The 25,803-nt window shown below is 72.3% G+C and carries 24 protein-coding genes, 2 pseudogenes and 1 riboswitch; of the genes and pseudogenes, 11 read left to right on the top strand and 15 right to left on the bottom strand.

Annotated features, from left to right (window positions below; all coding sequences use genetic code 11):
• The first annotated feature begins 7 nt into the window (after window positions 1-7).
• Window positions 8-940 (top strand): SCO1860 family LAETG-anchored protein, encoded by a 933-nt coding sequence (locus ACZ6ZQ_RS21955; protein WP_469770183.1) that lies wholly within the window; start codon window positions 8-10, stop codon window positions 938-940.
• 847 nt (window positions 941-1,787) lie between these two features.
• Here the strand turns inward: ACZ6ZQ_RS21955 and cobC are convergent.
• The 3 genes and pseudogenes from cobC to ACZ6ZQ_RS21940 form a co-directional block, all read right to left on the bottom strand.
• Complete coding sequence (gene cobC / locus ACZ6ZQ_RS21950; RefSeq protein ID WP_469770182.1) at window positions 1,788-2,861, bottom strand: Rv2231c family pyridoxal phosphate-dependent protein CobC; 1,074 nt, start codon at window positions 2,859-2,861, stop codon at window positions 1,788-1,790.
• Window positions 2,845-3,663 (bottom strand): sirohydrochlorin chelatase, encoded by an 819-nt coding sequence (locus tag ACZ6ZQ_RS21945; protein ID WP_469770272.1) that lies wholly within the window; start codon window positions 3,661-3,663, stop codon window positions 2,845-2,847. Before ACZ6ZQ_RS21945 ends, cobC begins: the two co-directional genes overlap by 17 nt.
• A gap of 189 nt (window positions 3,664-3,852) precedes the next feature.
• Window positions 3,853-4,218, bottom strand: a pseudogene (locus ACZ6ZQ_RS21940) (cobalamin biosynthesis protein); the annotation flags it as partial.
• Window positions 4,219-4,265: 47 nt separating this feature from the next.
• On the opposite strand from ACZ6ZQ_RS21940, the gene ACZ6ZQ_RS21935 reads away from it, so the two are divergent.
• Window positions 4,266-5,015, top strand: coding sequence for a ZIP family metal transporter (locus ACZ6ZQ_RS21935; protein WP_469770181.1), 750 nt, complete (start codon window positions 4,266-4,268; stop codon window positions 5,013-5,015).
• Between the two features lie 37 nt (window positions 5,016-5,052).
• Here ACZ6ZQ_RS21935 and ACZ6ZQ_RS21930 read toward each other — a convergent pair whose 3' ends face one another.
• The 6 genes from ACZ6ZQ_RS21930 to ACZ6ZQ_RS21905 all read right to left on the bottom strand — a co-directional run bounded on the left by ACZ6ZQ_RS21930 (window position 5,053) and on the right by ACZ6ZQ_RS21905 (window position 12,475).
• Entirely contained in the window at window positions 5,053-6,459 is a 1,407-nt protein-coding gene (locus tag ACZ6ZQ_RS21930) for a cobyrinate a,c-diamide synthase (protein WP_469770180.1), read from the bottom strand.
• 21 nt (window positions 6,460-6,480) lie between these two features.
• Window positions 6,481-7,089, bottom strand: a complete 609-nt coding sequence (gene cobO / locus ACZ6ZQ_RS21925; protein ID WP_453661338.1) for a cob(I)yrinic acid a,c-diamide adenosyltransferase — start codon at window positions 7,087-7,089, stop codon at window positions 6,481-6,483.
• A complete protein-coding gene (locus tag ACZ6ZQ_RS21920; protein ID WP_469770179.1) occupies window positions 7,089-9,113 on the bottom strand; it encodes a putative cobaltochelatase in 2,025 nt (674 codons plus the stop codon). Before ACZ6ZQ_RS21920 ends, cobO begins: the two co-directional genes overlap by 1 nt.
• Before the next feature lie 187 nt (window positions 9,114-9,300).
• A complete protein-coding gene (locus ACZ6ZQ_RS21915; RefSeq protein ID WP_469770178.1) occupies window positions 9,301-10,887 on the bottom strand; it encodes a cobyric acid synthase in 1,587 nt (528 codons plus the stop codon).
• Window positions 10,884-11,834: a cobalamin biosynthesis protein gene (locus ACZ6ZQ_RS21910; protein WP_469770177.1), complete on the bottom strand. Its 951-nt coding sequence runs from the start codon at window positions 11,832-11,834 to the stop codon at window positions 10,884-10,886. The genes ACZ6ZQ_RS21915 and ACZ6ZQ_RS21910 overlap by 4 nt, the downstream gene beginning before the upstream one ends.
• 31 nt (window positions 11,835-11,865) lie before the next feature.
• Window positions 11,866-12,020: riboswitch (cobalamin riboswitch) on the bottom strand.
• 107 nt (window positions 12,021-12,127) lie between these two features.
• Window positions 12,128-12,475, bottom strand: a complete 348-nt coding sequence (locus ACZ6ZQ_RS21905) for a MerR family transcriptional regulator (RefSeq protein WP_469770176.1) — start codon at window positions 12,473-12,475, stop codon at window positions 12,128-12,130.
• A 136-nt stretch (window positions 12,476-12,611) separates the two neighbouring features.
• Between ACZ6ZQ_RS21905 and ACZ6ZQ_RS21900 the strand changes: the two genes are divergently transcribed.
• Window positions 12,612-13,682, top strand: coding sequence for an alkene reductase (locus tag ACZ6ZQ_RS21900; protein ID WP_469770271.1), 1,071 nt, complete (start codon window positions 12,612-12,614; stop codon window positions 13,680-13,682).
• Between the two features lie 109 nt (window positions 13,683-13,791).
• Here ACZ6ZQ_RS21900 and ACZ6ZQ_RS21895 read toward each other — a convergent pair whose 3' ends face one another.
• From ACZ6ZQ_RS21895 to ACZ6ZQ_RS21885, 3 genes and pseudogenes are all read right to left on the bottom strand, one after another.
• On the bottom strand, window positions 13,792-14,013 hold the full coding sequence (locus ACZ6ZQ_RS21895; RefSeq protein WP_469770175.1) for a hypothetical protein: 222 nt from the start codon (window positions 14,011-14,013) through the stop codon (window positions 13,792-13,794).
• 15 nt (window positions 14,014-14,028) lie between these two features.
• Window positions 14,029-15,243 (bottom strand): inorganic phosphate transporter, encoded by a 1,215-nt coding sequence (locus tag ACZ6ZQ_RS21890; RefSeq protein ID WP_469770174.1) that lies wholly within the window; start codon window positions 15,241-15,243, stop codon window positions 14,029-14,031.
• Between the two features lie 211 nt (window positions 15,244-15,454).
• A pseudogene (locus ACZ6ZQ_RS21885) lies at window positions 15,455-15,574 on the bottom strand (hydrolase); the annotation flags it as partial.
• Window positions 15,575-15,622: 48 nt separating this feature from the next.
• Between ACZ6ZQ_RS21885 and ACZ6ZQ_RS21880 the strand changes: the two are divergent.
• The 3 genes from ACZ6ZQ_RS21880 (at window position 15,623) to ACZ6ZQ_RS21870 (ending at window position 19,001) form a co-directional block, all read left to right on the top strand.
• Window positions 15,623-16,294, top strand: coding sequence for a class II aldolase/adducin family protein (locus ACZ6ZQ_RS21880; protein WP_469770173.1), 672 nt, complete (start codon window positions 15,623-15,625; stop codon window positions 16,292-16,294).
• A 76-nt stretch (window positions 16,295-16,370) separates the two neighbouring features.
• Window positions 16,371-17,498: an alpha/beta hydrolase gene (locus ACZ6ZQ_RS21875; protein ID WP_469770172.1), complete on the top strand. Its 1,128-nt coding sequence runs from the start codon at window positions 16,371-16,373 to the stop codon at window positions 17,496-17,498.
• Between the two features lie 132 nt (window positions 17,499-17,630).
• Window positions 17,631-19,001 (top strand): hypothetical protein, encoded by a 1,371-nt coding sequence (locus ACZ6ZQ_RS21870; protein ID WP_469770171.1) that lies wholly within the window; start codon window positions 17,631-17,633, stop codon window positions 18,999-19,001.
• 124 nt (window positions 19,002-19,125) lie between these two features.
• Here the strand turns inward: ACZ6ZQ_RS21870 and ACZ6ZQ_RS21865 are convergent, their stop codons facing one another.
• Both ACZ6ZQ_RS21865 and ypfJ read right to left on the bottom strand, forming a co-directional pair.
• The gene (locus tag ACZ6ZQ_RS21865; protein ID WP_469770170.1) at window positions 19,126-19,530 is read right to left on the bottom strand and encodes a VOC family protein; all 405 of its coding nucleotides are present in this window, start codon (window positions 19,528-19,530) and stop codon (window positions 19,126-19,128) included.
• A gap of 73 nt (window positions 19,531-19,603) precedes the next feature.
• Window positions 19,604-20,494: a KPN_02809 family neutral zinc metallopeptidase gene (gene ypfJ, locus ACZ6ZQ_RS21860; protein WP_469770169.1), complete on the bottom strand. Its 891-nt coding sequence runs from the start codon at window positions 20,492-20,494 to the stop codon at window positions 19,604-19,606.
• Between the two features lie 249 nt (window positions 20,495-20,743).
• Here ypfJ and ACZ6ZQ_RS21855 point away from each other — a divergent pair, with 249 nt between their 5' ends.
• From ACZ6ZQ_RS21855 to ACZ6ZQ_RS21845, 3 genes are all read left to right on the top strand, one after another.
• Window positions 20,744-22,342, top strand: coding sequence for an ABC-F family ATP-binding cassette domain-containing protein (locus ACZ6ZQ_RS21855; protein WP_469770168.1), 1,599 nt, complete (start codon window positions 20,744-20,746; stop codon window positions 22,340-22,342).
• Between the two features lie 488 nt (window positions 22,343-22,830).
• Window positions 22,831-23,052, top strand: coding sequence for a helix-turn-helix domain-containing protein (locus tag ACZ6ZQ_RS21850; RefSeq protein ID WP_018518904.1), 222 nt, complete (start codon window positions 22,831-22,833; stop codon window positions 23,050-23,052).
• Window positions 23,053-23,191: 139 nt separating this feature from the next.
• Window positions 23,192-23,983 carry an enoyl-CoA hydratase/isomerase family protein gene (locus ACZ6ZQ_RS21845; protein ID WP_469770167.1) on the top strand — a complete coding sequence of 264 codons (792 nt, stop codon included), beginning with the start codon at window positions 23,192-23,194 and terminating at the stop codon, window positions 23,981-23,983.
• 330 nt (window positions 23,984-24,313) lie between these two features.
• On the opposite strand, the gene ACZ6ZQ_RS21840 is transcribed toward ACZ6ZQ_RS21845, so the two are convergent.
• Window positions 24,314-25,009, bottom strand: coding sequence for a hypothetical protein (locus ACZ6ZQ_RS21840; protein ID WP_469770166.1), 696 nt, complete (start codon window positions 25,007-25,009; stop codon window positions 24,314-24,316).
• A gap of 117 nt (window positions 25,010-25,126) precedes the next feature.
• Between ACZ6ZQ_RS21840 and ACZ6ZQ_RS21835 the strand changes: the two genes are divergently transcribed.
• Both ACZ6ZQ_RS21835 and ACZ6ZQ_RS21830 read left to right on the top strand, forming a co-directional pair.
• Window positions 25,127-25,585 carry an Asp23/Gls24 family envelope stress response protein gene (locus ACZ6ZQ_RS21835; RefSeq protein ID WP_469770165.1) on the top strand — a complete coding sequence of 153 codons (459 nt, stop codon included), beginning with the start codon at window positions 25,127-25,129 and terminating at the stop codon, window positions 25,583-25,585.
• 25 nt (window positions 25,586-25,610) lie between these two features.
• Window positions 25,611-25,802 (top strand): hypothetical protein, encoded by a 192-nt coding sequence (locus ACZ6ZQ_RS21830; protein ID WP_469770164.1) that lies wholly within the window; start codon window positions 25,611-25,613, stop codon window positions 25,800-25,802.
• Window position 25,803: the final 1 nt, after the last annotated feature.

Genomic DNA, 25,803 nt, shown 5'->3' with positions numbered 1-25,803 from the left:
CACCACCGTGAACAGCAACACCTTTCGCATGCCCGTACGCCGTTCCGCGGCCGTCATGGCCGCCACCGCGCTGGCCGCCGGCCCGCTGGTGCTCGCGGCCCCGGCCCGGGCGACGGGCGGCGGAGTCGGGCGTGCGAGCGCGGTCGTGCTCCGTACCGGCCTGGACGTCTCCCTGCTGAACAGGGCCGTCCAGGTGCCGCTGAAGGTCTCCCTCAACGAGGTCCAGGCCCCCGAGAGCGCCGAGAAGACCGCGCTGACCGTCCAGGTGGAGGGTGTCGACCAGGGCAGGCCGTTCAGCCTGCTGCGCGCGGACGCGGCGACCGCGAAGGCGACCGCGGACCGGCAGCGGGCCGAGGGCTACACCAACCTCGCCCGTGCCGAGGTCCATGTCCCCGGACTGCCGTTGCTCTCCCTCATCGAGGTCGAACAGGTCACGTCGAAGGCGGTCTGCGTGGCCGGCAGGAAGCCGGTGGCCGAATCGAATCTGCTCGGCGCGGTCACCGTCCTCGGCAAGAAGACCAAGCTGACGACGGGCGGTACGACACGGGTCGAGGTACCCGGTGTCGGCGAGGTCACCCTCGACCTGTCGAAGACGCGGACCACCTCGCGTACGGCCGCGGCCACCGCGCTCGAACTGAAGGTGTCCGTCAACCCGCTCAAGCTGAACGTCGCGGAGGTCGAGGGCAGGGTGACGCTGGCCGCGGCGAACTGTGAGTCACCCACGCCCCGCACGGTGGAGCCGGACGTGAAGCCCCAGACCGGCGCCGGCCTGGCGAAGGCCGCCGCCGGCGCCCCTGCCGACGCCCCCGCGCCCGCCGCCGAGAACCTCGCGGCGACCGGTGGCAACGGACTGACCCCGTACTTCGCGGGCGGCGCGGTCGTGCTGCTGGTCGCGGGCGGCGGTGCGGTGGTCCTGGCTCGCAGCCGGGCGCGCGACTGAGGCCTCCGGCGGGGGTGTGGTTTGCGGGGTTGCCCTCTGCCGTGGGTGCGGGGTGCCTCCGGCGGGGTGTGTGGTTGACGGTGCGCCCGGTGCCGTGGGCGCGGCCGGTATGTCCGTCCTCAAACGCCGGACGGGCTTGGGTGGTCGGGGGTGCCGCGAACCGGGCGGTTGCCGTCCCGGGGCCGCTCCGGGGCTCGTATCCGGGACGGCATGATTTACGGCGCGCCACCCGGTACCGCACGGGCCTGGTCCTCGTCGCGCGCCACAAATCACGCTTTGGTGTCCCGAACACGACCCCTGCGCACCCCCGGCCGTGCGCGCCCGCGGGGGCGCGCCCCGGTGGGGAGCGTTCACGTGGTTTGTGGGCAGTCGTTCCGCATGGGGTCCCCCCCAAGGACGGAGTCCTGGGGGGAGGAACGGGTGGGTACAAACCACCCACCAGCCCGCAGTCGGCGGACAACCCGTGGCGGGGCCGTGCAGGGTCGGCCCCGCAGGGACCGGCGGAAGTACCGGCTGCTCCCGCGGTACCGGGCAACACGCCGGTCCCGAGGAGTCGAGCCCGGAGGGGCCCCGCCCCACCACCCACCGGCGCACCCCGAGCCCGTCTGGGGGTCCCCCCCCACGCCGCAGGGCGTAGGGGGAGCTTGAGGACGGACACACCGGCCGCGCCCACGGCACCGGGCGCGCCGTGACCTCGCCCCCGCCGGAGGCACCCCGCGCCCACGGCACCGGGCGCACCGTCACCTCGCCCCCGCCGGAGGCACCCCGCGCCCACGGCACCGGGCGCGCCGTGACCTCGCCCCCGCCGGAGGCACCCCGCGCCTGCGGCAGAGGGCGCACCGTCACCTCACCCCCGCCGGAGGCACCCCGCGCCCACCACCGTGAGCGCCTGGTCGAGGGCTTGGAGGAAGCGGTTCGTCGTCGTACGGTCGCGGACCGCCAGGCGGAGCCAGTGGCGGTCGAGGCCGGGGAACGTGTCGCCGCGGCGGGCCGCGAAGCCGAGGGCGCGCAGGCGGTCGCGGACCTCGTCGGCCCGGTCGATGCGCACCAGGACGAACGGCCCCTCGGCCGCCTCCACCGCACGCACCTCGTCGAACTCCGCGAGCCCGGCCAGCAGATGCGCCCGGTCCGCCGCGACGCGTCCGGCCGCCACGGCGGCTTCCGCAAGCGCTCGCGGCGACATGCACGCCTCCGCCGCGGCGAGCGCCGGCGTCGACACCGGCCACAGCGGCTGCGCCCGCTCCAGCTCCGCGATCGTCTCCGGCGCGGCGAGCACGTAACCGATCCGCAGACCCGCCAGCCCCCAGGTCTTGGTGAGGCTGCGAAGCACCACGAGACCGGGGACGTCGGTCCGCGACGCCAGTGCCTCCGGCTCACCCGGCACCGCGTCCATGAAGGCCTCGTCGACCACCAGGACCCGCCCCGGCCGCGCCAGCCGGGCGATCGCGGCAGCCGGATGGAGGACCGACGTCGGATTCGTCGGGTTGCCGATGACGACGAGGTCCGCCGACTCGGGCACGGCCTCCGGATCCAGCCGGAAGCCGTCCTCATCCCTCAGCACGACCCGCGTCACCGCGTGCCCTGCGTCCCGCAGCGCCGCCTCCGGCTCGGTGAACTGCGGATGCACGACCACCGGCCGACGCACCCGCAGCGCCCGCGCGAGCAGTACGAACGCCTCCGCCGCGCCCGCCGTCAGCAGCACCCGCTCCACCGGCAGCCCGTGCCGCGCGGCGACGGCGGCTCGCGCCGCCCGCCCGTCCGGGTAGGCCGCGAGCGACGTCAGCGACTCGGCGATGTGCTCGAGCAGCCATACCGGGGGAGTGCCCGTGCGGACGTTGACCGCGAGATCGGTCAGCCGCCCGTCCCTCACCTCCGCGTCCCCGTGATGCCGCAGATCGTGGGAGTCAGCGTGCGAGTTCATGGTCGTCCTGCGCGTGTCGGGCCCGTGGCGGTACGGGAACGGCGACCGCCTCCCGATAGCGTTCCACGACCACGTCGGCCAACTCCTCGGCAGGACCGATCACTTCGGCGTACCGTACGTCGGTCTCCGGATGCGCCGCCGCCCATCCCTCGGCATGCAGCTGAGCCCGCTCCACAGGACCACCGTCGAACAGGACGTACGGCAGGACGACGATCCGGCGCGCCCCGAGCCGTACACACCGGTCGAGTCCGGCCGGTACGTCGGGCGCGGCCGTCGACACGAAGGCCGTCTCGACCCCTGCGTACCCACGGCCCTCCCAGAGCAGCCGCGCCGCCCGGTGCACCTCGGCGTTGGCCTCCGGATCGGCCGACCCGGGAGCCACCAGCAGTACGGTCACCTCGGCCCGGTCCCTCGGCGTACGGGCCGCCACGCCCAGCGCCTCGTCCAGCCGTCGCTCCAGCACGGCGAGCAGTGTCGGATGCGGGCCGAGCGCGCGGCCCCTCTCCAGGGACAGCCCGGGGTGGTCCTGCCGGGCGGCGGCCAGCGCCTCGGACAGGCCCTCCTCGGCCCGCCCGCCGGGCACCAGCGCCAGCGACACGGTGGCCAGCCGCTCGGCGCCCGCCGCGACGAGCTCGGCCACGGCCTCGGTGAGCGGCCAGCGGTCGGCGCCGACGAGGCCGCCGGCAACGGGGATCTCGGGGTAGCGGCTGCCCAGTTGCTCCACGAGGACCAGGAACGCCGCGGCCGCAGCGTCGTGCCGGGCGCCGTCGGCGGCGATGAGCAGTGCGGGCGGGGAAGTCACACGGTCTCCTTGCGGTCGGCGCGGTGGTGCGGGTGCTGCGGTTGGTGCAAGTGCTGCGGGTGTTGCCGGTGCCGGCTGACCGGGCCGCCGACGTTCATGACCGAGATCATGTCCAACGCGACAGGATCCAGTCCGTACGGATGCCGGTTCCGGAACCGGAGCATCCGCAAGCCGCACGATCGCACAGGTCACCCCCGCAGGTCGCCCCCGCGGCTGTGACTTACGTTTCGGTACCAGGAGTTCGCCCCCGCCCCCGCCCACGAGCGCCGCGGCCTCCGCCACCGAGGGAGTCCCCACCGCCTCCCGCGTCCCTCCTGACGGGTGCGGCACCGCGACTCGGGCCAGCTCCGACGCCGGGTAGGCCCACAGAGGTACACCGAGCGCCGCCGCGGCCCGGACGATGCCCGGCTCGGTGGCCTTGGTCTCCAGGGTCGCCAGCGCGACGACCGCCCCGGTCCCCTCCCCGGTTTCTCCCAGGGCGTCGCGGATCAGCCCCAGCACCTCCTCGAAGGGCGCACCCCGGCGCGCGCCGACCCCGACCACGAGCCCGCTCATGGCGTGGCACCCAGCGCCGACGGGGTGCCATCGGCTAGCAAGAACGCATGGCGGTGTTCGTCGCGCTCGGCGCGTTCCTGATGACGCTGTTCGGCGGCTGGGCGGCGCAGCGCGTCACCGACCGGCGCCATCTCGTACTGGGGCTCGCGGGTGGGCTGATGCTCGGTGCCGCCGGGCTCGATCTGCTGCCGGAGGCGATGGCCGCGGCGGGCGAGGAGATCTTCGCCGTACCGCAGGCCATGCTGCTCTTCGTCGGCGGGTTTCTCCTCGCCCACGTGGTGGAGCGGCTGCTGGCGACGCGGCAGGCGTCGCACGGGGCGTACAACGGCGGACATCACAGCCACGGCGGGCACGAGCGGGTACCGCAGGTCGGGATGACCGCCGCCGCGGCCATGGTGCTCCACAGCCTCATGGACGGCATCGCCATCGGCGCGGCGTTCCAAGTGGGCGGCGGCATGGGCCTCACCGTCGCGCTCGCCGTCATCACCCATGACTTCGCGGACGGCTTCAACACGTACACGATCGCCAGCCTCTACGGGAACGAACGCCGCAAGGCCCTCGCGATGCTCTTCGCCGGAGCCCTCGCCCCGGTGGTCGGTGCCGCCTCCACCCTGCTGTTCACGATGCCGCAGGAGCTGCTCGGCAGCTACCTCGGTTTCTTCGGCGGCGCGTTGCTCTACCTCGCCGCCGCCGAGATCCTGCCCGAGGCGCACCATGAGCATCCCGCCCGTTCCACCCTGCTGTGCACGATCGCGGGTGTGGCGTTCATCTGGCTGGTGACGGGCCTGGCGGAGTGACGGCCGCCCGTGCCTCATGCCCGCCCCCGGCCGTGCCTCATGCCTGCCCGGACCATTCCGCGCACCGCCGCACGAGGCGACTCGCCGTGTCGGGCACGGCCGCCCAGTGCGTGTGCACATAACTCGCGTGCACACCCTGCTGTACGAAGCCCTCCACACGTCGCTCCGGCTGCCGCAGCCCCCAGGCCGGGCTCGGGCCCGCACCCGGCTCCAGTACCGTGCGGTGGAACTCGTGCCCGCGCATCCGGGTCCCCGCCGCGGCCAGCACGCTGTCGCTCACGGCGACCGCGTCCCGGTAGCCGAGGGTGAGCCGCTGCGACATCCGCGCGTCGGCGTCCAGTACCCCGCACATGGGCTTCCCGTCCAGTGAACGCGCCAGATACAGCAGCCCGGCGCACTCGGCGGCGACCGGCGCGCCCGCCTTGGCCAGCTCGGCGACCGCCTTGCGGAGCCGGGAGTTGGCGGACAGCTCGGGGGCGTACATCTCGGGGAACCCGCCCCCGATGACGATGCCGCGGGTGCCGTCGGGCAGTTCCTCGTCGCGGAGGGGATCGAACGGGACGACCTCCGCGCCGGCGGCCTTCAGCAACTCCGCGTGCTCGGCGTACGAGAACGTGAACGCGGCCCCTCCGGCCACGGCGATCACGGGCCGTCGTGGGCAGTCGTTCCGCAGGCCCGGACCGGTGGGCACGACCCCGTCACCGGCGTGCATCCGGACAGCGACCTCGGGCTCCCACGTCTCTGCGCCCACCGGCGGCGCACTCCGCGCCAGCGCCAGCAACCCCTCCAGATCGCACCCCGACCGCACCTGCTCCGCCTGCGCGGCCACCGCGTCCACCGCATCCGCGTGCCGCTCCGCCACCGGCACCAGCCCCAGGTGCCGGGAGGGCGTCGCGACCGCGGGGGCGCGCCGCAGCACGCCCAGCACCGGTACGCCCGACTCCTCCAGCGCCTCCCGCAGCAGCGCCTCATGGCGGTCCGTGGCGACCTTGTTGAGGATCACCCCGCCGAGCCGGACCTCCGGGTCCCAGGACGCGAAGCCGTGCACCAGCGCCGCCACCGACCGCGACTGCGACGACGCGTCCACGACCAGCACCACCGGCGCCCGCAGCAGCTTCGCGACCTGAGCCGTCGACGCCAGTTCACCGGCTCCTGCCGCGCCGTCGTACAGCCCCATCACGCCCTCGATGACGGCCAGGTCGCAGCCGCGCGCGCCGTGCGCGAAGAGCGGTGCGATCAGGTCCGTACCGCACATGTACGCGTCGAGGTTGCGGCCCGGCCGGCCCGTGGCCAGTGCGTGATAGCCCGGGTCGATGTAGTCGGGGCCCACCTTGTGCGGCGAGACGGCAAGACCGGCCGCCGCGAAGGCCGCCATCAGGCCCGTCGCGACGGTGGTCTTGCCGCTGCCGGAGGCCGGTGCGGCGATGACGAGACGTGCTACCACTTGATGCCTACCACTGGGTGCCTACCATTCGATGCCCCGCTGGCCCTTCTGGCCCGCGTCCATCGGATGCTTGACCTTGGACATGTCGGTGACGAGATCGGCGAAGTCGACCAGCTCCTGCGGCGCGTTGCGGCCGGTGATGACGACGTGCTGGGTGCCGGGACGGTCGCGCAGCACCTGGATCACCTCGGCCGTGTCGATCCAGCCCCAGTGCAGCAGATACGCGAACTCGTCGAGGACGTAGAACGTGTACTTCTCCGCCGCCAGATCCCGCTTGACCTGCTCCCAGCCCTCGCGCGCCTTGTCCTCGTGGGACTGCTCGCCGTCCGCCGGGGCCCGCTGGATCCAGGACCAGCCCTCGCCCATCTTGTGCCAGTCGACGGCGCCGCCCTCGCCGCTCGCGCCGAGGACCTTCAGCGCGTTCTCCTCGCCGACCTTCCACTTCGCCGACTTGACGAACTGGAACACCCCGACCGGCCACCCCTGGTTCCAGGCGCGCAACGCCATTCCGAAGGCGGCCGTCGACTTCCCCTTGCCGATGCCGGTGTGCACCATGACCAGCGGGCGGTTACGGCGCTGGCGGGTGGTGAGTCCGTCGTCCGGAACGACGGTCGGCTGTCCCTGCGGCACTACGCGGCCCTCCTGTTGCTTCCCGTGGTTGCTGCCTGTACGTCTCTGACCAGCCCCGCGATGCTGTCGGCGCGCAGCTCGTCGAGGGTGACGGCGGTGCCGCCGAGTTCGCGGGCGAGATTCCCGGCGAGACCGAGCCGTACCGGCCCCGCCTCGCAGTCCACGACCACGGCCGCGGTGTTCCCGTCGGCGTGCAGCCGTGCGGCGCGTGCCGCGAGCGCGAGGGCGTCACCGCCGCGTGCGCCGGTCGCCCGGCCGTCCGTCACCACCACCAGCAGCGGCCGGCGCGACGGATCGCGCAGGCGCTCCACGCGCAACACGTCGTGCGCCTTGAGCAGGCCTGCGGCCAGCGGGGTCCGCCCGCCCGTCGGCAGCTGCTCCAGGCGTGCGGCGGCCGCGTCCACGGACGACGTCGGCGGCAGCGCCACGTCCGCGCCCGTGCCGCGGAAGGTGACCAGACCGACCTTGTCGCGCCGCTGGTAGGCGTCGAGCAGCAGCGACAGCACCGCGCCCTTCACGGAGCTCATGCGCTGCCGGGCCGCCATCGAGCCGGACGCGTCCACGACGAACAGCACGAGATTGCCCTCGCGGCCCTCGCGGGTCGCCTGGCGCAGATCGTCGCGCCGGACCACGAGCCCCGGTCCCGAACGCCCGCGCGCCCGCTGGTGCGGTGCCGCGGCCTGCACGGTCGCCGCCAAGTGCAGCTTGGTGAGCGTTCCCTGGGGGCGGCGGGCGCCGGTGGTCCGGCCGTGCTCGGTACGCGCCCGGGAGCGACGTCCCGCGGCCCCTTCGCCGAGGCCGGGCACGCTCAGCATCTTCGTACGGAACGGCTCGGCGGCCCGTACGGCGGCCTGCTCGCCCGCGCCGGAGGGGGTCCGGGAGGCGGACGGCTCCGGTTGCCCCGGCTGCTCGGCGGGCGGCGCGGCATCGGGCCCGTGCCCCTGCGGCGGAATGCCGCCGCCGGGCCCGCCGCCCGGGCCATCCGGGTCCGGATCGGGCTCCGGCTCGTCGTCCCCGCCGAACTGCTCCAGCGTCTCGTCCAGTTTGTCCTCGTCGAGGCCCGGCGCGTCGAACGGGTTGCGGCGCCGCCGGTGGGGGAGCGCCAGCAGCGCGGCCTGCCGGACGTCCTCCTCGAGGACGTCCGTACGCCCCGCCCACGCGGCCAGTGCCGTCGCCGTCCTGGCCATCACGATGTCGGCGCGCATGCCGTCCACCTCGAACGCCGCGCACGTCGCCGCGATCTGCCGCAGCGCGGCGTCACCGAGCACCACGGAAGGCAGCAGCGTCCGCGCCGCCACGATTCGCTCGCGCAGCGCCTCCTCCTCGTCCGCCCAGCGCGTCGCGAAGGCGGCCGGGTCCTCGTCGTACGCCAGTCTCCGCCGCACGACCTCCACCCGCTGCTCCGGCTCCCGCGACGCCGCGACCTCCACGGTCAGACCGAACCGGTCGAGCAACTGCGGCCGCAGCTCGCCCTCTTCGGGGTTCATCGTCCCGACCAGCAGGAAGCGCGCGGCATGGCGTACGGAGACGCCTTCGCGCTCGACGTACGACGCGCCCATCGCGGCGGCGTCCAGCAGCAGATCCACCAGGTGGTCGTGGAGCAGGTTGACCTCGTCGACGTACAGCACCCCGCGGTGCGCGTCCGCGAGGAGCCCCGGCTCGAAGGCCTTCACGCCGTCCGCGAGCGCCCGTTCGATGTCGAGCGCGCCGACGAGCCGGTCCTCCGAAGCACCGACGGGGAGTTCGACCATCCGGGCGGGCCGCGCCGTACCGGGAGCCGCCTCGTGCGGTCCGTCCGGACACGTCGGGTCGGGCGCCCCGGGCGCGCAGGAGAACCGGCACCCGGCGACGACGTCGACATCCGGCATGAGCGCCGCGAGCGCCCGCACGGCGGTCGACTTGGCGGTGCCCTTCTCACCGCGTACGAGCACACCGCCGACCGCGGGCGAGACCGCGTTCAACAGGAGCCCGAGCCGCAGATCGTCCATTCCGACGATCGCGGTGAACGGGTAGGGGGTGCTCATCGGGTGATCACTCCTTCGCTGGAGCCACGCCGGATGCGCGGCTCGTTCGTAACCTGCCGAGGCCGTTGCGCTCCATCCGGAACCGGCAGCGCCGGGTTGGCCGGGGTGGCCGTCCTCGAACTCCCCCTACGCCCTGCGGCGTGGGGGTACCCCCGGATGCGCTCCGAAGGAGCCCCGCCACAGGCGCTCACGGCGCGCCCGGCGCGATGAACGGCAGCCCGGCGGGCGCGCCGCCCTCGATCAGGCCGAGCAGCGCGTCGGTGTCGGCGTGCTCCTCGATCAGGTCGCCGAGCCGGTCCAGCTGTTCCTCGCGCAGCGCGCCGAAGCTCGTGTCGGGGGCCGGCACGAAACGGCGCCCGGCGGCCGCGGCCACCTCGCGCAGGAACGCCCGCCGGAAGCCGTCGCTCTCCAGCGAGCCGTGCCAGTGGGTGCCCCACACCGATCCGACCCGGCAGCCGTCCAAGAAGGCCTCTCCGCCGAGGACTTCGGCGACACCGTGGTGGATCTCGTACCCCTCGACCGGCTCTCCGAGCGCCTCACCCACCGGCCGCGCGAGGGTCTTCTCGGGCGCGAACCGCACCCGCACCGGCAGCAGCCCGAGCCCCGCCACGGACCCGGCCCGTGACTCGACCTCGTCCTCGATCCGCTCGCCCAGCACCTGGAAGCCACCGCAGATACCGAGCACCGGACGGCCCTGCGCCGCGCGGCGGGCGATCGCGTCCGCGAGGCCCCGTTCGCGCAGCCACTCCAGGGCGCGCACGGTGCCGCGCGTGCCGGGCACGACGACCAGGTCGGCGTCGGCGAGTTCCTCGGCGCGGTCCACGAAGCGCACGACCACGCCCGGCTCGGCAGCCAGTGCGTCCACATCGGTGAAGTTGGACATCAGCGGTACGGCGCAGACCGCGACGCGCAGCACGTCCTCGCCGACCGGCGGGGCGACGACGGACTCGCGTACCGCACCCCGCAGGGAACTGTGCTTATGAGAAACGTGCAGGCCGTCCTCCTCGTCGATGCCGAGCCCGTGCGCGTAGGGCAGCACACCGTACGTCCGCCGCCCGGTGAGCCCGTGCAGCATCTCCAGACCCGGCTCCAGGAGCGTGACGTCACCGCGGAACTTGTTCACCAGATAGCCGGCGATCAGCTCCTGGTCCTCAGGAGCGAGCAGCGCCGTCGTACCGAAGAACTGCGCGAACACCCCGCCCCGGTCGATGTCCCCGACCACCACCACGGGGAAGCCCGCAGCCCGGGCGATGCCCATGTTCACGATGTCCGTGCGCCGCAGATTGATCTCGGCCGGGCTGCCGGCCCCCTCGCAGATCACGGCGTCATACGTGCCCCGCAGCTCCTCCAGGCACTCCATGACGGGCCCGAACAGCGCCTGCTGCCGCCCGCCGTGCAGCATTTTCCCGGGAGACACAGCACCTGATCGCGGCTGCGCCGCGGGCCCGGACCCCCCGAAGAACCCGCGCGCACTCATCTCGCCCACCGGCTTGCCCATCAGCACGACCTGGCTGGACCGGTCGCTGCCCGGCTTGAGCAGCACGGGGTTCATCAGCGCGGAGGGCTCCACCCGAGCCGCCTGCGCCTGCATGGCCTGCGCACGGCCGATCTCCGCGCCCTCGCGCGTCACGAACGAATTGAGGGACATGTTCTGTCCCTTGAAGGGCGCGACCTTCACGCCCTGGCGCACCAGCCACCGGCAGATCCCCGCCGTGACGACGCTCTTGCCCGCGTCCGACGTCGTCCCGGCGACCAGCAGTCCACCGCCACTCATCTACGCCTCCCCCTGACAGCCCCGTATACGAGCCGCGCGCCCGCGCACGCCGCGAGTGCCAGCACCCCCACGCGACGCGACAGCCGCACCGCACGTTCGATGTCCGCGACTTCGACGGCCCGGCCGTCCCCGTTGAGCACGGGCCGGTGCTCGACCCGCCCCCCGTAGGACAGCGTCCCGCCGAGCCTCACTCCGAGCGCCCCCGCGAACGACGCCTCCACCGGGCCGGCGTTGGGGCTCGGATGCTTCGCGGCATCCTCGCGCCAGGCCCGTACCGCACCCCGGGGATTCCCGCCGGCGACCGTCGCCATTGCCGCCGTCAGCCGGGCGCCCGGCCAGCCCGCGACGTCGTCGAGCCGCGCCGACGCCCAGCCGTACCGCCGGTAGCGGGACGACTTGTGGCCCACCATCGCGTCCAGGGTGTTCACGGCACGGAAGCCCACGAGCCCCGGCACCCCGCCGAGCGCCCCCCACACCAGGGCGCCGACGACCGCGTCGGAGGTGTTCTCGGCGACGGACTCGACGACCGCCCGGGCGATCCCCGGTCCGTCCAGCGACTGCGGGTCACGCCCGCACAGATGGGGCAGCCGCTCCCGGGCGACCTCGATGTCCCCGGCCGCCAGCGCCCCGCCGATCGCCCGGGCCTCCCGCCCCAGCGACGTGCCGCCGACCACGGCCCAGGTGGCGGCCGCGGTCAGCGCGATCGATGCCGTACGGGAACGGCGCACGGAAGCAGCGGCCAGCGCGCCCGCGACGACGGCGCCCCCGGCGCAGACAGCGGTGTGCACCGCGCCCCACCCTCGGTGGTCGCGCCACAGCGCCCGCTCGACGGCAGCGGCGGCCCGGCCGAACGCGGCGACCGGATGCCCACGGCGCGGATCGCCGAGGAGCAGGTCGCCGGCGAGTCCGGCAGCGACACCGCATGCAAAGGTCCGCTCTGCACGCATGTTCGTCCTCACTCAGGGTCCGCGCCCTGGCTCGACGTGACCGGCGGGAGAGAGTTCCTGGCTTCGGGCAGCGTCCCGTTGAACGGGGACGCACCCGTGACAGTGGCGGGACCGCGCCGGATTCGCACCGGCTTCCTCTTCTGCCGCCGTAAATGGCTCCGGAAGTCCACCACGGGCCGAGAACACCCGTCAACTCGCCCTTGACCTGCGACGGGACAGTGTGCGGAGTCCCACACGGAGCCGCACGGAGTCCCGCTCGCGGGCGCGCGGAGTCCCACACGCCGGCGCACGACCTAGTGGTCCGTCCCCTCGGCCGCGGCGATCACGGCGTCGAGCCGGTCCCGGGTGCTGACCAGTTCGCCGATCCGGTCGCCGATCCGGTCGCGTTCGGCCTTCAGCAGGGCAAGGGACTCCGGTGTGCTGACTCCCGTGTTGATACAGGGAAGGAGCCCCCGGATCGTCCTGCTGGACAGCCCCGCGGCATACAGCTGCTGGATCAGGATGACGCGCTCGATCGCGGTCTCCGGGTACCGGCGCTGTCCACTGGGGCTGCGTTCCGACGCGAGCAGTTGCTGCTCCTCGTAGTAGCGCAGGGCGCGCACGCTCACGGCCGTCCTGGTGGCGAGCTCGCCGATACGCACATTGCCTCCCGATGCCTCACCGGTGGTCCGGACCCCATCGGTGATCCGGACCACAGGACTTGCCTCTGACGTCAACGTCAGGTTTTAGCGTAGCTCACGACCGACCAGCACGTCCTGCAGAGCAAAGGGAATGACTGTGACCAGCCTGTTCGAGAGCTACCAGCTAGGAAACCTCCGGCTGCCCAACCGCGTCGTGATGGCCCCGATGACCCGGGCTCGCGCCTCACAGAACGGCATACCCGCCGCGTCGTCGGCGACCTACTACGCCCAGCGCGCCACCGCCGGCCTGATCGTCAGTGAAGGGGTGCAGCCGAGCCTGCAGGGGCAGTCGAACCCCAACACCCCCGGGTTGCACAGTGATGAGCAGGTCGCGGCGTGGCGGCCGGTGACCGACGCGGTGCACGCCAATGGCGGAAGGATCTTCGCCCAGCTCATGCACTCCGGCCGGGTCGCGCATCCCGAGACCGTCGGCCACCACCCCGTCGCACCCTCCGCGATCGCGCTGAAGGGCGAACTGTTCACCGGCCCCAAGGGACTTCTGCCCGCCCCCGTCCCTCGGGCCCTGTCGACCGGCGAGGTCAAGCGCGAGGTGCAGGTGTTCGCCGACGCGGCGCGCCGGGCGATCGACGCCGGTTTCGACGGCGTCGAGCTGCACGGGGCGAACGGCTATCTGATCCAGCAGTTCCTGTCCTCCAACGCCAACCGCCGCACCGACGCCTACGGCGGCTCCATCACCGGACGCATCCGCTTCGCCGTCGAGGCGGCGGAGGCGGCGGCCGACGCCATCGGCGCCGACCGTGTGGGCATCCGTCTCTCCCCGGGGGGCCAGGTCTGGGACATGGTCGAGGACGACGTGCCGCAGCTGTACGGGGCCCTGTTGGAGGCGCTCGCCCCGATCGGTCTCGCCTACGTCCATACCCTGGTCGCAGCCGAGGACGACGTGCTCGTCGGGCTGCGCAAGGCGTGGCCCGGCGCGTTCATCGTCAACCCGGGCGGGCAGATCGGCCCGAAGCCGACCGACAGGGCGCTCGGCGAGCGCTGGCTCGCCCTCGGAGCGGACCTGATCAGCTACGGCCGCGCCTACCTCGCCAACCCGGACCTGGTGGAGCGGCTCCGTCTCGGACTCCCGCTGCGCGAGAGCGACCAGGAGACGTGGTACCGGGGCGGCGACACCGGCTACCTCGACTACTCCAGTTATCAGCACTGACCTGCGTCGCGGCAGTGGCCGTGGGGCCTGACCTTCCGCGCCGCAAAAACCTTCGTCCGGTCCTCTGCCCCGGTGATGGGGCACGGACCGGACGAAGTGGTCTGCCGGATCAGGCGACGATCAGAAAGATCCCGTACGCGACCGCCGCCGCGCACAGCGCGAAGCAGGCGTAGGCACCCGTGCGGGCCAGGACCGCGGAGCCTCCCTGCGCGGAGGCGGCTTCCTGCTTGGAGAGACCCACGACGCCCAGGGTGAACAAGCCCACCAGGGCGACGGTGACGACGAGGCTCACGCCGAAGACGGAGCCGAGAGCTGCCCAGTCGATCTTCATGCTTTCGTTTCCTCCTTACGCCGCGGCGGTGGGGGCGGGGGCGGGCTCACCGGCGGGGGCGGCCGGGGCGGGGATGGTGACCTTCAGGTCGTCCAGCGCCGTGGCGCCTGCCTGCTCGGCGTCGGCGGCCTCGTCGTCGGTGACGTTCGTGTGGTCGACCGGCTTGCGGCGCGAGAGCGACCAGATCACAGCGGAGCTCGCAACCAGCAGCACGCCGACGGCGATGACGCCCCAGGTGCCCTGACTGGTCAGGAACTCGGCCGCGGCACCGACCAGACCAGCGGCCGGCAGGGTCAGGCCCCAGGCGACGAACATCCGGGTGGCGGTGGACCAGCGGACCACGCCGCCCTTGCGGCCGAGGCCCGCGCCCATCACGGCCCCGGAGCAGGACTGGGTGGTGGAGAGCGAGAAGCCGAGGTTCGAGGAGGCCAGGATGACCGTCGCGGCGCTGGTCTGGGCGGCGAAGCCCTGCTGCGGCCGGAGGTCGGTCAGGCCCTTGCCCATGGTGCGGATGATGCGCCAGCCGCCCAGGTACGTACCGAGCGCGATCGCCATGCCGGCGGAGACGATGACCCACATCGGGGGGTTCGAGCCGGGGGCGAGGACGCCGCCGGTGACCAGCGCCAGCGTGATGACACCCATGGTCTTCTGCGCGTCATTGGTGCCGTGGGCGAGGGAGACCAGGCCGGCGGAGGCGATCTGGCCGGCGCGGTAGCCCTTGGAGGTGGCCTTGTCGTCGGCCCTGCTGCCGATCTTGTACGTCAGCTTCGTCGCGAGCAGCGCGGCGAGACCGGCGACGATCGGCGCGGCGACGGCCGGGATCAGCACCTTGGTGACGATGGTGCCGCCGTTCACCGCCGAGAAGCCGGCGGACATCACGGCGGCGCCGATGAGACCGCCGAACAGCGCGTGGGAGGAGCTCGACGGCAGGCCGAGCAGCCAGGTGAAGAGGTTCCACAGGATCGCGCCCACGAGCGCCGCGAAGATCACCTCCGTGCGGATGCCGCTCTCGTTGATGATCCCGCCGGAGATCGTCTTCGCGACCTCGACGGACAGGAAGGCGCCGACGAGATTGAGTACGGCGGACATGGCCACCGCCGTCTTTGGTCTGAGTGCACCGGTCGAGATGGTCGTCGCCATCGCGTTGGCTGTGTCGTGGAAACCGTTCGTGAAATCGAACACGAGAGCGGTGATGATCACGATCCCGAGGAGAAGCGTGATGTTTTCCATTTACCCAGGCTTCTATTGGACGTCAGTGGCGCGCTGAACGTAGGCAACCTGGATGAACGGAAGGTTAACTGAGGCGGGCTTCGCAGTGTCCGAGGCGAGTTTCTGCCACTCCGCTTGTGAAGTGGAGCGACGGGAGCGAAGCGGGGCGGGCAGCGGGAAACCCGGCAGAACCGGTGCCAGTACGGCCGCGGGGGACATTTTGCTGCCGCGCGGCGAAGCCCCCTCGGTGTGCGGCGGATCCGTTGAAGAGATCCTGGTCACCCGGCAGGCTTCCGCCGCCGTTGTCGTACTGCCGGATCGTCCAGTACGACCAGCCCGCCGGCAGCGGGCCGCCTCGCCCGAGGACCGGTCCGGCAGGGCGGCCTGACAGGATCACCCCATGACACAGCAGGGGCAGGAAGCGATCTCGCAGGCGTGGGCGGAGCTCGTGGCCACCGCCCGCAGAACCGCCGCCGACGGACTCGTCGTCGGGACCTCGGGCAACGTCTCCGTACGGGTCGCGACCGACGCGGGCGACATCGTCCTGGTCACGCCGAGCGGAGTGCCGTACGACCGGCTCGCCGCCGAGGACGCCGTCGGGGTCGGACTCGACGGGCGGCAGATCCTCGGGGACCTCACGCCCACCAGTGAGCTGCCGCTGCACCTCGCGGTCTACCGCGGCACGGACGCTGTCGCCGTCGTGCACACCCACGCCGTGCACGCCACCGCCGTCTCCACCCTGGTCGGCGAGGTGCCGCTGATCCACTACATGGCCGCGACCCTCGGCGGCCCCGTCCGAGTCGCTCCGTACGCCCTGTACGGAACGGAAGAGTTGGCCGAGAACGTGCTCCGGGCGCTCGAGGACCGCACGGGATGTCTCCTCCAGAACCACGGGACCATCACTTACGGAAACTCACTCGACCAGGCCTACGACCGGACCGCCCAGCTGGAGTGGATGTGCCGGCTCTGGCTCGCCGCCGGCTCGCTGCCCGGCCGGGAACCCTCCCTGCTCTCCCGCTCCCAGCTCCAGGACGTGGCGGAGAAGCTCCGCGGCTACGGCCAGTCGCGCTGACGTCGGCCCCCTGCGGCATCACCCGTGCCGTACCCGCCCACTGGCAGCCCGGCGAAGACGTACCGACACTGGAACGGTGCGCCCGGCTACAGCGACGGCAGCGGCCGTCACCACCCTGATCGGTCTCGGCGCGGCCGCCTTCGCGGCCGGCCGGTACGCCAGCGACGCCGCGCTCAAGGCGTCCCCGGGACGGCCCCTGCCCGGTGAGCCCCGGCTCACGGTGCACGCCACCGGACCCGGCCGGATAACCCTCACCCGCAGCCTCGTCTCCCTGCGGCCCGGTACCTACGGACTCACCGCCCCCGATCTGCACGCGGTCGTGGGCCCCGTCCTCGACAATGTGCCGCACGCCGCGGACACCGTCGTCCGCCGGCTGGAGCGGGTCGAGCACGGCAGCCTCGACACCGGCACCAAGGTGCGGTTCACCCCGCAGGTCCACACTGGCAACCCGGCCGATGCCCTGGGGATCGACCACGAGGACGTGGAGATCGCTGGCGAACTGGGCTCCCTGCCCGCCTGGCTCGTACCCGGGCCCCGCTCCACCTGGATCATCGCGGTGCACGGCCTCGGCGCCACCCGGGAACACGCCATGAACCTCATGCCGTTCCTCACCGAGCGGCGCTTCCCCGTGCTGGCCCTGGCCTACCGCGGCGACCCCGGCGCACCAGGCTCCCCGGACGGCCTCGGCCACCTCGGCGACTCCGAATGGCGCGACCTCGACGCGGCCATCCGCTTCGCCGTCCGCGAGGGCGCCGAGCGCGTGATCCTGCACGGCTGGTCCACCGGCGCCTCGATGGCTCTCCACGCGGCCGCCAACTCCGCGCTCCGGGACCGGATCGCCGGGCTCGTCCTGGACTCCCCGGTGCTCGACTGGGAGGCGACGCTGCGCGCCCTCGCCGCCGCCCGGCGCCTCCCGGGCCCTTTGCTGCCGCTCGCCGTGCGCGCCGCCGAAGGCCGCACCGGACTGCACGCCGACCGGCTGAGGGCGGCCGCGGACCCGGACGCGCTGCGCGTGCCCACCATCGTCTTCCACGGCCCCGACGACACCCTCGCCCCGTGGCAGCCCTCCCGTGACTTCGCGGCCCGCCGTCCCGACCTGGTCACCCTCCAGACCGTGCCCCACGCCCCGCACTCCGCCATGTGGAACGCCGGCCCGGCGCGCTACGAGGAGGCCCTCCGCCGCTTCCTCACCCCCTTGATCTAGCGGTGCGGGGGCGATGAGCACGTTTGATCCAGCGGTGCTGCACGGCTGATCCAGCTGCCCGCAGCGAGCCTCTCCCAGGGGATCCCGCATTCCGATTGGGCTTTCGGGCCGACAGCGGGAAGACTGCTCCCCGTGACGTCCCGTAACCTGCGCGACTCCAGGCTCCGTCTTGTCCGCCCACGACCCACCGCCACGGCGCGCCACGCCGTGACGAACCGGCGTACCCGACCTGCTCCGCGCCCGCCCGAGGGCACCCCGCCCCCCGCGGAACTGGCCCGCCAGGCGCGCGAAGTCCTCGCCGACGCGGTACGTGTCGCCCGCTGGGCGGCCGCACACCGTGCGGCGGGCGGACCCGCCGAGCGGGAACGGGCCGCCGCGGACCTGGAACTGACGCCGGACCAGACACACGCGGGCTGGGACCGCGCCCGGCTCGCCGGACTCGTCGAACTGCACGGCGGGACCGCGCGCCCCGGCTGGCGACTGAACGCATGGGACCGCGACGACACCGCCGTGCTGCGCGGCTGGGTCGCCCTCTTCGACGCCTGGTCCCTCGTCCATCCCGCCCCTGCCGCCGTCGCCCCCGCCGCTGTCGCGGAGGTCGTCGAGGCATTCCCCCAGGTGCTCTCCCTCCTCCAGCTCTCCGCGGGGCCCGTGCTCGTGCCGGCCCTGCTCGATCTGCTCCAGCAGCGCGTCGCGGAACTCCGTGAGGAGCGCTGCGAAGTGCCTTACGGTCCGCAGTCCGGCCCGGCCGCGGCCGCGCCCGACGGCCCGCCCGCCGACGTCCCCCTCTCCGCCCTGCTCGACTGGGCCCTGGAGGGCCTGGCCGCGGTGGGCGCGCTGACTCTGGGCGAGGGCTGCGCCACCCTCACCCCTCTCGGCGACTGGGCGGTCTGGGTCAAGCTCGAACAGATCTGCGTCGCCGCCCAGAGCCCCGCAGGCCATATCGAGCAGTCCGCCGAGGACATGCTCCGCGGCTGCGCCCGGCTCACACCGGGTCCCGCCCGCGCCGAGTACCGCGCGTGGCTCGCTGCCCGCACCGTCTCCAGCGCCGTCACGGAACTGCTCGCCGCCGCCCGCGGTGAGGACGCCCTCCTGCGCGGGCTCGCCTTCGAGGCGCTCCGCGTCGTCGGCGCTCCCGCGGAGGCGGGAGTGCGCGCCGCCGCCGAAGAGCCCTCCCTGCGGCCGTACGCCCTGCTCTGGCTCGCCGAGTACGAGGGAGCGGACCCGGAGGACGCCGCCGAGGTCCTCACCCGCGAAGAGACGACCTGGCTCTGGGTGGACACCGCGGCGGCTGTGGCCGACCACGGCGAGAGCGCCCTGTTGGTCCGCCATCTCGACTCGGCGGTCCAGGGCACCGTCCCCGCACTGCTCGACGAGGTCAGAGCCGTCGGCCACCCCCGCACCGTGCAGGTCCTCGTGGCTCTCGCGGCCGCCCATCCCGACCCTGCGCTGGCCAAGGCCGTCCGCCGCGCGGCCTTCCAGGTGCACACCGGAGGAGCCTGACCGCGGGCCCGCCCAGCGGGCGGACGCTCGAGAACGCGAACGAGAGCGCGAACCAGAACGAGAACCAGAACGAGAACCAGAACGCGAACGAAGAGAGGAACGAGGACGAGGAACGGCGAGCGGTCTACGACTCCGCCGCCCCCGGCCTGTACGTCCCGAAGCTCCACACGTTCCCCTCCAGATCACGGCTCATGTAGTCCCGGGAGCCGTAGTCCTGGTCGGTGGGCGGCAGCAGGATCTCCACGCCGTGCTCGACAGCCCTGTTGTGATGCGCGTCCACATCGTCGACATGGACGAACACACCGGCCGGTCCTGCACCCTCCATCAGCTTGTCGAACTCGCTGCCCGTGCCCTTGCTGCCCAGCATCACCATCCCGTTCCCGTACGACAGCTCGGCGTGGACGACCTTGCCGTCCTCGCCCTCGTACACCGCGTTCTCGGTGAAGCCGAAGGCCTCGGTGAGCTGCTTGATCGCGGCCGTGGCGTCCGCGTACAGCAGCGTCGGACAGATGCCCGGTGCCTCCGCCATCTCGACCACTCCTTCTCCTCGCTCGACGACAGGAATGTGATCCGAGTCTCAGTCTGGCAGCGCCCACTGACAGTCAGCGGAAGGTGTTGCACCGGGCCATGTCGCCCGTGCGGTAGCCGTTGTAGAACCACTGCTGGCGCTGCGCCGCCGAACCGTGCGTCCATGACTCGGGAGTGACCCGGCCCTGCAGCTTCTCCTGGATCCGGTCGTCGCCGACCGAGGCGGCGGCGTTCAGGCCGTCCTGGATGTCGGCGTCCGTCAGCCGCGTCAGCAGCAGACGCCCCGTCTTCTCGTCCGGAGAGGTCGTCGCGTGGCGCGCCCACACCCCGGCGTAGCAGTCCGCCTGCAGCTCCACGCGCACCGCGTTGCTGCCCGCACCCTGCTGCCTGTCCTGAACCCGGGCCAGCGTGCCCGTCATGTTCTGGATGTGGTGGCCGTACTCGTGAGCGACGACGTACGCCTGAGCGAACGGGCCGCCGGTCGCCCCGAACTTGTCCCGCAGATCGTTGAAGAAGTCGAGGTCCAGATAGACCTTCTGGTCCGCGGGGCAGTAGAACGGTCCGACCTCCGCGGTGGCCGTGCCGCACGCGGTGGCCACCCGGCCCGTGAACATGACGGTCGTCGCGTTCATGTAGTTCTCGCCGTGCCGCGCGAACTCCTCGCGCCAGAAGTCCTGCACGTTGTTGACCACCGCGACGATCCGGCAGTCCTCCCGAGTGTTCGCGTCGCTGCCCTTCCTGCAGGTCCGGTCGACCTGCCCGGCGGACGACGCGTACGGCTCCGGGGCCGTGCCACCGTCCGTCAGCCCCAGCTCGGCGGGGCCCACCCCGAAGAGCAGGCCCAGGATCACCGCGATGACGCCGACGATGCCGCCCCCGACAGTGGCCCTCCCACCCGGGACACGGTTGCGGCGCACATCCTGGACCTCTGAAGTGTCCAGGTCGGCGTCGTCGTCGAACTGCATGTCCCGAGTATCGATCAGTGCGGTATGTCCCGCCCGTTCTGTCGTCCCGCTCGCCCCGGCTTGCCGCCCTGTTCGCCCCGGCCCCGGGGGAGCCCGCCCACGGCCGCGACCGTGGGCAGCACCACAGAAAACCAGTTGCACAGTCCCGGTAGACTGGCCGTATGGCAATTCTCCTCATGGATTAGACGGCGTCGAAGCTTCCGCACGCCCCGTCGTCCTTCCGTCGTCCATCCGTTCTGGAGTCTTTCCGTGATCACCGCTTCCGGCGTCGAGCTGCGTGCCGGCGCCCGCGTCCTCATCGAGTCCGCCACCTTCCGTATCGCCAAGGGCGACCGCATCGGCCTGGTCGGCCGTAACGGAGCGGGCAAGACCACCCTCACCAAGTGCCTCGCCGGTGAGGGCATCCCGGCCGCCGGCCAGATCGCCCGCTCCGGCGAAGTCGGCTATCTCCCGCAGGACCCGCGAACGGGCGACCTCGACGTACTCGCCCGCGACCGCATCCTTTCCGCGCGCGGCCTCGACGTCCTGATCCGCAAGATGCGCGAGAACGAGCAGCGCATCGCCAGCGGCAAGGGCGCCACGCGCGACAAGGCGATGAAGCAGTACGAGCGCCAGGAGACCGAGTTCCTGACGAAGGGCGGTTACGCGGCCGAGGCCGAGGCGGCCACCATCGCCGCCGCGCTCAACCTGCCCGACCGCGTGCTCGGCCAGCCTCTGCACACGCTCTCCGGCGGTCAGCGCCGCCGTGTCGAGCTCGCCCGGATCCTCTTCTCGGACGCCGACACGCTCCTGCTCGACGAGCCGACCAACCACCTCGACGCCGACTCGATCGTCTGGCTGCGCGACTATCTGAAGACGTACCGGGGCGGCTTCATCGTCATCTCCCACGACGTGGACCTCGTCGAGACCGTCGTCAACAAGGTGTTCTACCTCGACGCGAACCGCTCGACGATCGACGTCTACAACATGGGCTGGAAGCTCTACCAGCAGCAGCGCGAGGCCGACGAGAAGCGCCGCAAGCGCGAGCGTCAGAACGCGGAGAAGAAGGCCGCCGCGCTCAACGCCCAGGCCGACAAGATGCGTGCCAAGGCCACCAAGACCGTCGCCGCGCAGAACATGGCGCGGCGCGCCGAGCGGCTGCTCTCCGGCCTCGAGGAGGCCCGGGTCGCCGACAAGGTCGCCAAGCTGCGCTTCCCCGAGCCCGCGCCCTGCGGCAGGACGCCTTTGATGGCCGAGGGCCTGTCCAAGTCGTACGGCTCCCTCGAAATCTTCACCGATGTGGACCTCGCCATCGACAAGGGCTCCCGCGTCGTCATCCTCGGCCTCAACGGCGCGGGCAAGACCACGCTGCTGCGCCTGCTCGGCGGTGTGGAGAACCCCGACAGCGGCCAGGTCGTCGAGGGCCACGGCCTCAAGCTCGGCTACTACGCCCAGGAGCACGAGACCCTCGACCCGGACCGCACGGTCCTGGAGAACATGCGCTCTTCCGCGCCGGATCTCGACCTGGTCGAGATCCGCAAGACACTGGGCTCCTTCCTGTTCTCCGGTGACGACGTCGACAAGCCGGCCGGGGTGCTCTCCGGCGGTGAGAAGACCCGGCTCGCCCTGGCCACGCTGGTGGTCTCCTCGGCGAACGTGCTGCTGCTCGACGAGCCGACGAACAACCTGGACCCGGCCAGCCGCGAGGAGATCCTCGGCGCGCTGCGCACGTACAAGGGCGCCGTCGTCCTGGTCACCCACGACGAGGGCGCGGTCGAGGCGCTGCAGCCGGAGCGGATCATTCTGCTGCCGGACGGCGTGGAGGACCTGTGGGGCGCGGACTACGCGGATCTCGTCGCTCTCGCCTGACCTCGTCGCTCCCGCCCCGGCCCCGTCGTTCCCGCCCGGCCCCGTCGTTCCCGCCCGGCCCCTCCGCGCTCGCCGGCCCGGCCCCGTCGCGCTCGCCGGCCCGGCCCCGTCGCGCTCGCCCGACCGGGCCGTCTGCGAGTGATCCATCCGGATTGATCCACTCCGTATGGATCATTCGGCTCACGCGTGATCCTTCATCTGAGTGAGTGCGTCTCGTACCCCGGCGTGGCGGTCCGCTGAAACGGTCCGCCACGCCCGGCAGGCATGCGGAACCGTCCGGTCCGGACGACTGTGGCCCTGACCTGGAATTTCGTCCTCTGGGGCGACGAAACGTCACGGCGCCCTTACTCGGAATATCTGATTCCGGGCATGCCGGAGGTCTTGTGGCCGCAAAAGCTGGTCGCACAGACCTTGTCGAATGGGTGGCCATGAAGCCCTTGAGGGGTGATCATGAGAGTCCAGAGCGCACTTCCCATGAGGAGGCACGGGTGGCCGAGACTCTGAAGAAGGGCAGCCGGGTGACCGGCGCCGCGCGCGACAAGCTCGCGGCAGACCTGAAGAAGAAGTACGACTCCGGTGCGAGCATCCGGGCGTTGGCCGAAGAGACCGGCCGCTCCTATGGATTCGTCCACCGGATGCTCAGCGAGTCCGGAGTCACGCTGCGTGGACGCGGCGGAGCGACACGAGGCAAGAAGGCCGCCACGGCCTGACGCCTGACAATCCTCAGCGGCGTCCGAGGCCGGCCGGTTTCCGGTGTCGGCCACCCGGCCGATCGTGTGGTCGACTGGGTGGTTACTGTGCAGTCGCTTAATCTGTGCTGCACTGACCGCACCGGAACCGGAGGCCCTCATGACTTCGCTCGACTCTGTGCTCGACAAGGACGGCGTACGGCTCACCGTCGATGACGCGGTGGCCACGGTGACCCTCACCAATCCGGCCAAGCGCAATGCCCAATCTCCCGCTCTCTGGCGGGCGTTGGCGGAAGCCGGGCGGTCGCTGCCGGGCAGTGTGCGGGTCGTCGTGCTGCGTGGCGAGGGCAAGTCCTTCTCCGCGGGGCTCGACCGGCAGGCGTTCACGCCCGAGGGCTTTGACGGCGAGCCGTCGTTCCTCGATCTCGCGCGTGGCTCCGACGAGGAGCTCGACGCCGTCATCGCCGAGTACCAGGACGCGTTCACCTGGTGGCGCCGCAACGACATCGTGTCGATCGCGGCGGTTCAGGGGCATGCGATCGGTGCCGGTTTCCAGCTTGCCCTCGCCTGCGATCTGCGGGTCGTGGCGCAGGACGTGCAGTTCGCCATGCGCGAGACCAGCCTGGGCCTGGTCCCCGATCTCACGGGGACCCACCCGCTCGTCTCGCTCGTCGGCTACGCCCGTGCGCTGGAGATCTGCGCCACGGGCCGGTTCGTCCACGCCGACGAGGCGCAGCGTATCGGCCTCGCCAACCTCGCCGTGCCCGGCGAGGAACTCGACGTGTCCGTACGGGACTTGGCCGCCGCGCTGCTTGCGGCGCCGCGTGACGCCGTGATCGAGACGAAGGCACTGCTGCGGGGTGCGCAGTCCCGTACGTACGAGGACCAGCGGACGGCCGAGCGGGCAGCCCAGGCCCGGCGTCTTCGCGATCTCGCGGGTCTCGCGGACTAGGCCGTGTTTGAGAACTCCCGCCTGGCTCGCGACGCCTGGCACGCACTCCCCCGTAGCCCTTCGGGCACGGGAGGTGCCCCCTCGCTGCGTTGTCGGAGTCATCCAAGTACGTCCAGTACGAGGATGATCTCCCCCAGCTACCGCTGGGAGGTGCCCCCACCGCCTTGCGATTGCACGCACCAGACGCCGCGAGCCCCGCCCTACGGGCGGACGGCGCTAGTTCTCAAACACGCCCTAGGGTCGGCCCGAGGCGTGTTGCAGAGGTGTCGCCGTCCGCGAACGCCCTGGGGGCCTGGGTCGCGTCCTCAGAGTCCCGTCTGCCCCGCGACGCTACTTCGAAGACACTCCCCAGCCGGCGACGTCCGTGATCAGCACTGCCACCGGGACGGGTGCCGTAAGCACCGGGGCAACCGCCTCCCGAACGGCCAGAGCCACCACCAAGGGGCGGTGGCCCGGCGCTGTCGCACATTCGACACGGACGTAGGACTCCTCGATCAGGACCGGCACGCCCAGCGTGTCCGTGAGGTGAGCGACGCCCCGCACCGCGGCTGCCGTGCTGCCCACCTCGCCCTGCGGCGATACGGCACCCACCCCGGACGGGCGAGGCACCGCGCTCGGCTCCGGTGCGGTGTCCAGCAGCTCCGTCACCCGCAGATCGATCTCCGTGACCGCGAGATCCAGCCGCTCCACGGAGGCGGTGAAGAGGGCGGCGCGGAGCCGTTCCGCGAGCGCCGGAAGGGGTTCGTCACCGGCCGCCGCGAACTCCGCCTCGATACGGAGAGGGCCGGGCGGTAGCGCGCCCGGCGGGGGCGGGACGGCAGGCGTCCCGGCCGCCGCAGGGTCGGCGAGCGCGATCCGCAGGCTCCCCAGCTGCACTTCGCGCACCTCCTGGGCCGCCGCATGGAGCACCGTGTCCGCGGCTCGTTCCGCCAGCCAGGCGCCGTCCGCCGCGCCGCCGAGGGGAAGCAGCCTGCCCAGGCCCAGCCGGGCCCGTACCGCCCCGGCCCATCCATGCGCCGTCGTCATCGCTGCCGCCTCGCCACTGCTCCAGCCTGCCGCATCCCCGGCGCGATACCGGGCAAGCACACTTAGTGTGGTCAACGAGGTCCGGAGTTCACCACCGCCCGGAAGGGACGATTGGCGATGACCGAAACTGACGTCAATGTCACCAAGGAGCCGTCGGGGTCGGGCCCCGTCAGGCGCGGCGGCGGCGATCCGGCCACCCGGGGCCGCACCACCATCGCCGACGGAGTCGTCGAGAAGATCGCCGCACTCGCGGCCCGGGATGTCGTCGGCGTCCACGCCATGGGCAGCGGAGCCTCCCGTACCTTCGGCGCGGTGCGCGACCGGGTGCCCGGCGGCAAACCGTCCGTCACCCGTGGGGTGAGCGCCGAGGTCGGCGAGAAGCAGACCGCGCTCGACCTCGAAATCGTCGTCGACTACGGCGTCTCGATCGGGGATGTCGCCCGCGCCGTCCGGGAGAACGTCATCTCCGCGGTCGAGCGGATGGCCGGTCTCGAAGTCGTCGAGGTCAATATCGCGGTCGGCGATGTGAAGCTGCCGGAAGAGGAAGACGAAGAGACCGAGCCGCGGATCCAGTGAACGGAGCTCGTGAGAGGAGCTCACGATGAGCATGGCGGTAGCCGGCCTGCTGGCCGGCATGGCACTGGGCTTCGCCGGATACTTCGGCGGCTTCGGGGCCTTTCTGCTGGTGGCCGCGCTGGGGGCGGTCGGGTTCGTGGCCGGGCGCTTCCTGGACGGCGACCTCGACCCCGGTGAGTTCTTCCGGGGCCGCGCGCACGGTGACCGGCGGAGGTGAC

The sequence above is a fragment of the Streptomyces sp. NPDC053673 genome (genome assembly GCF_055585225.1).
This window is presented reverse-complemented; position numbering and strand designations above follow the sequence as displayed.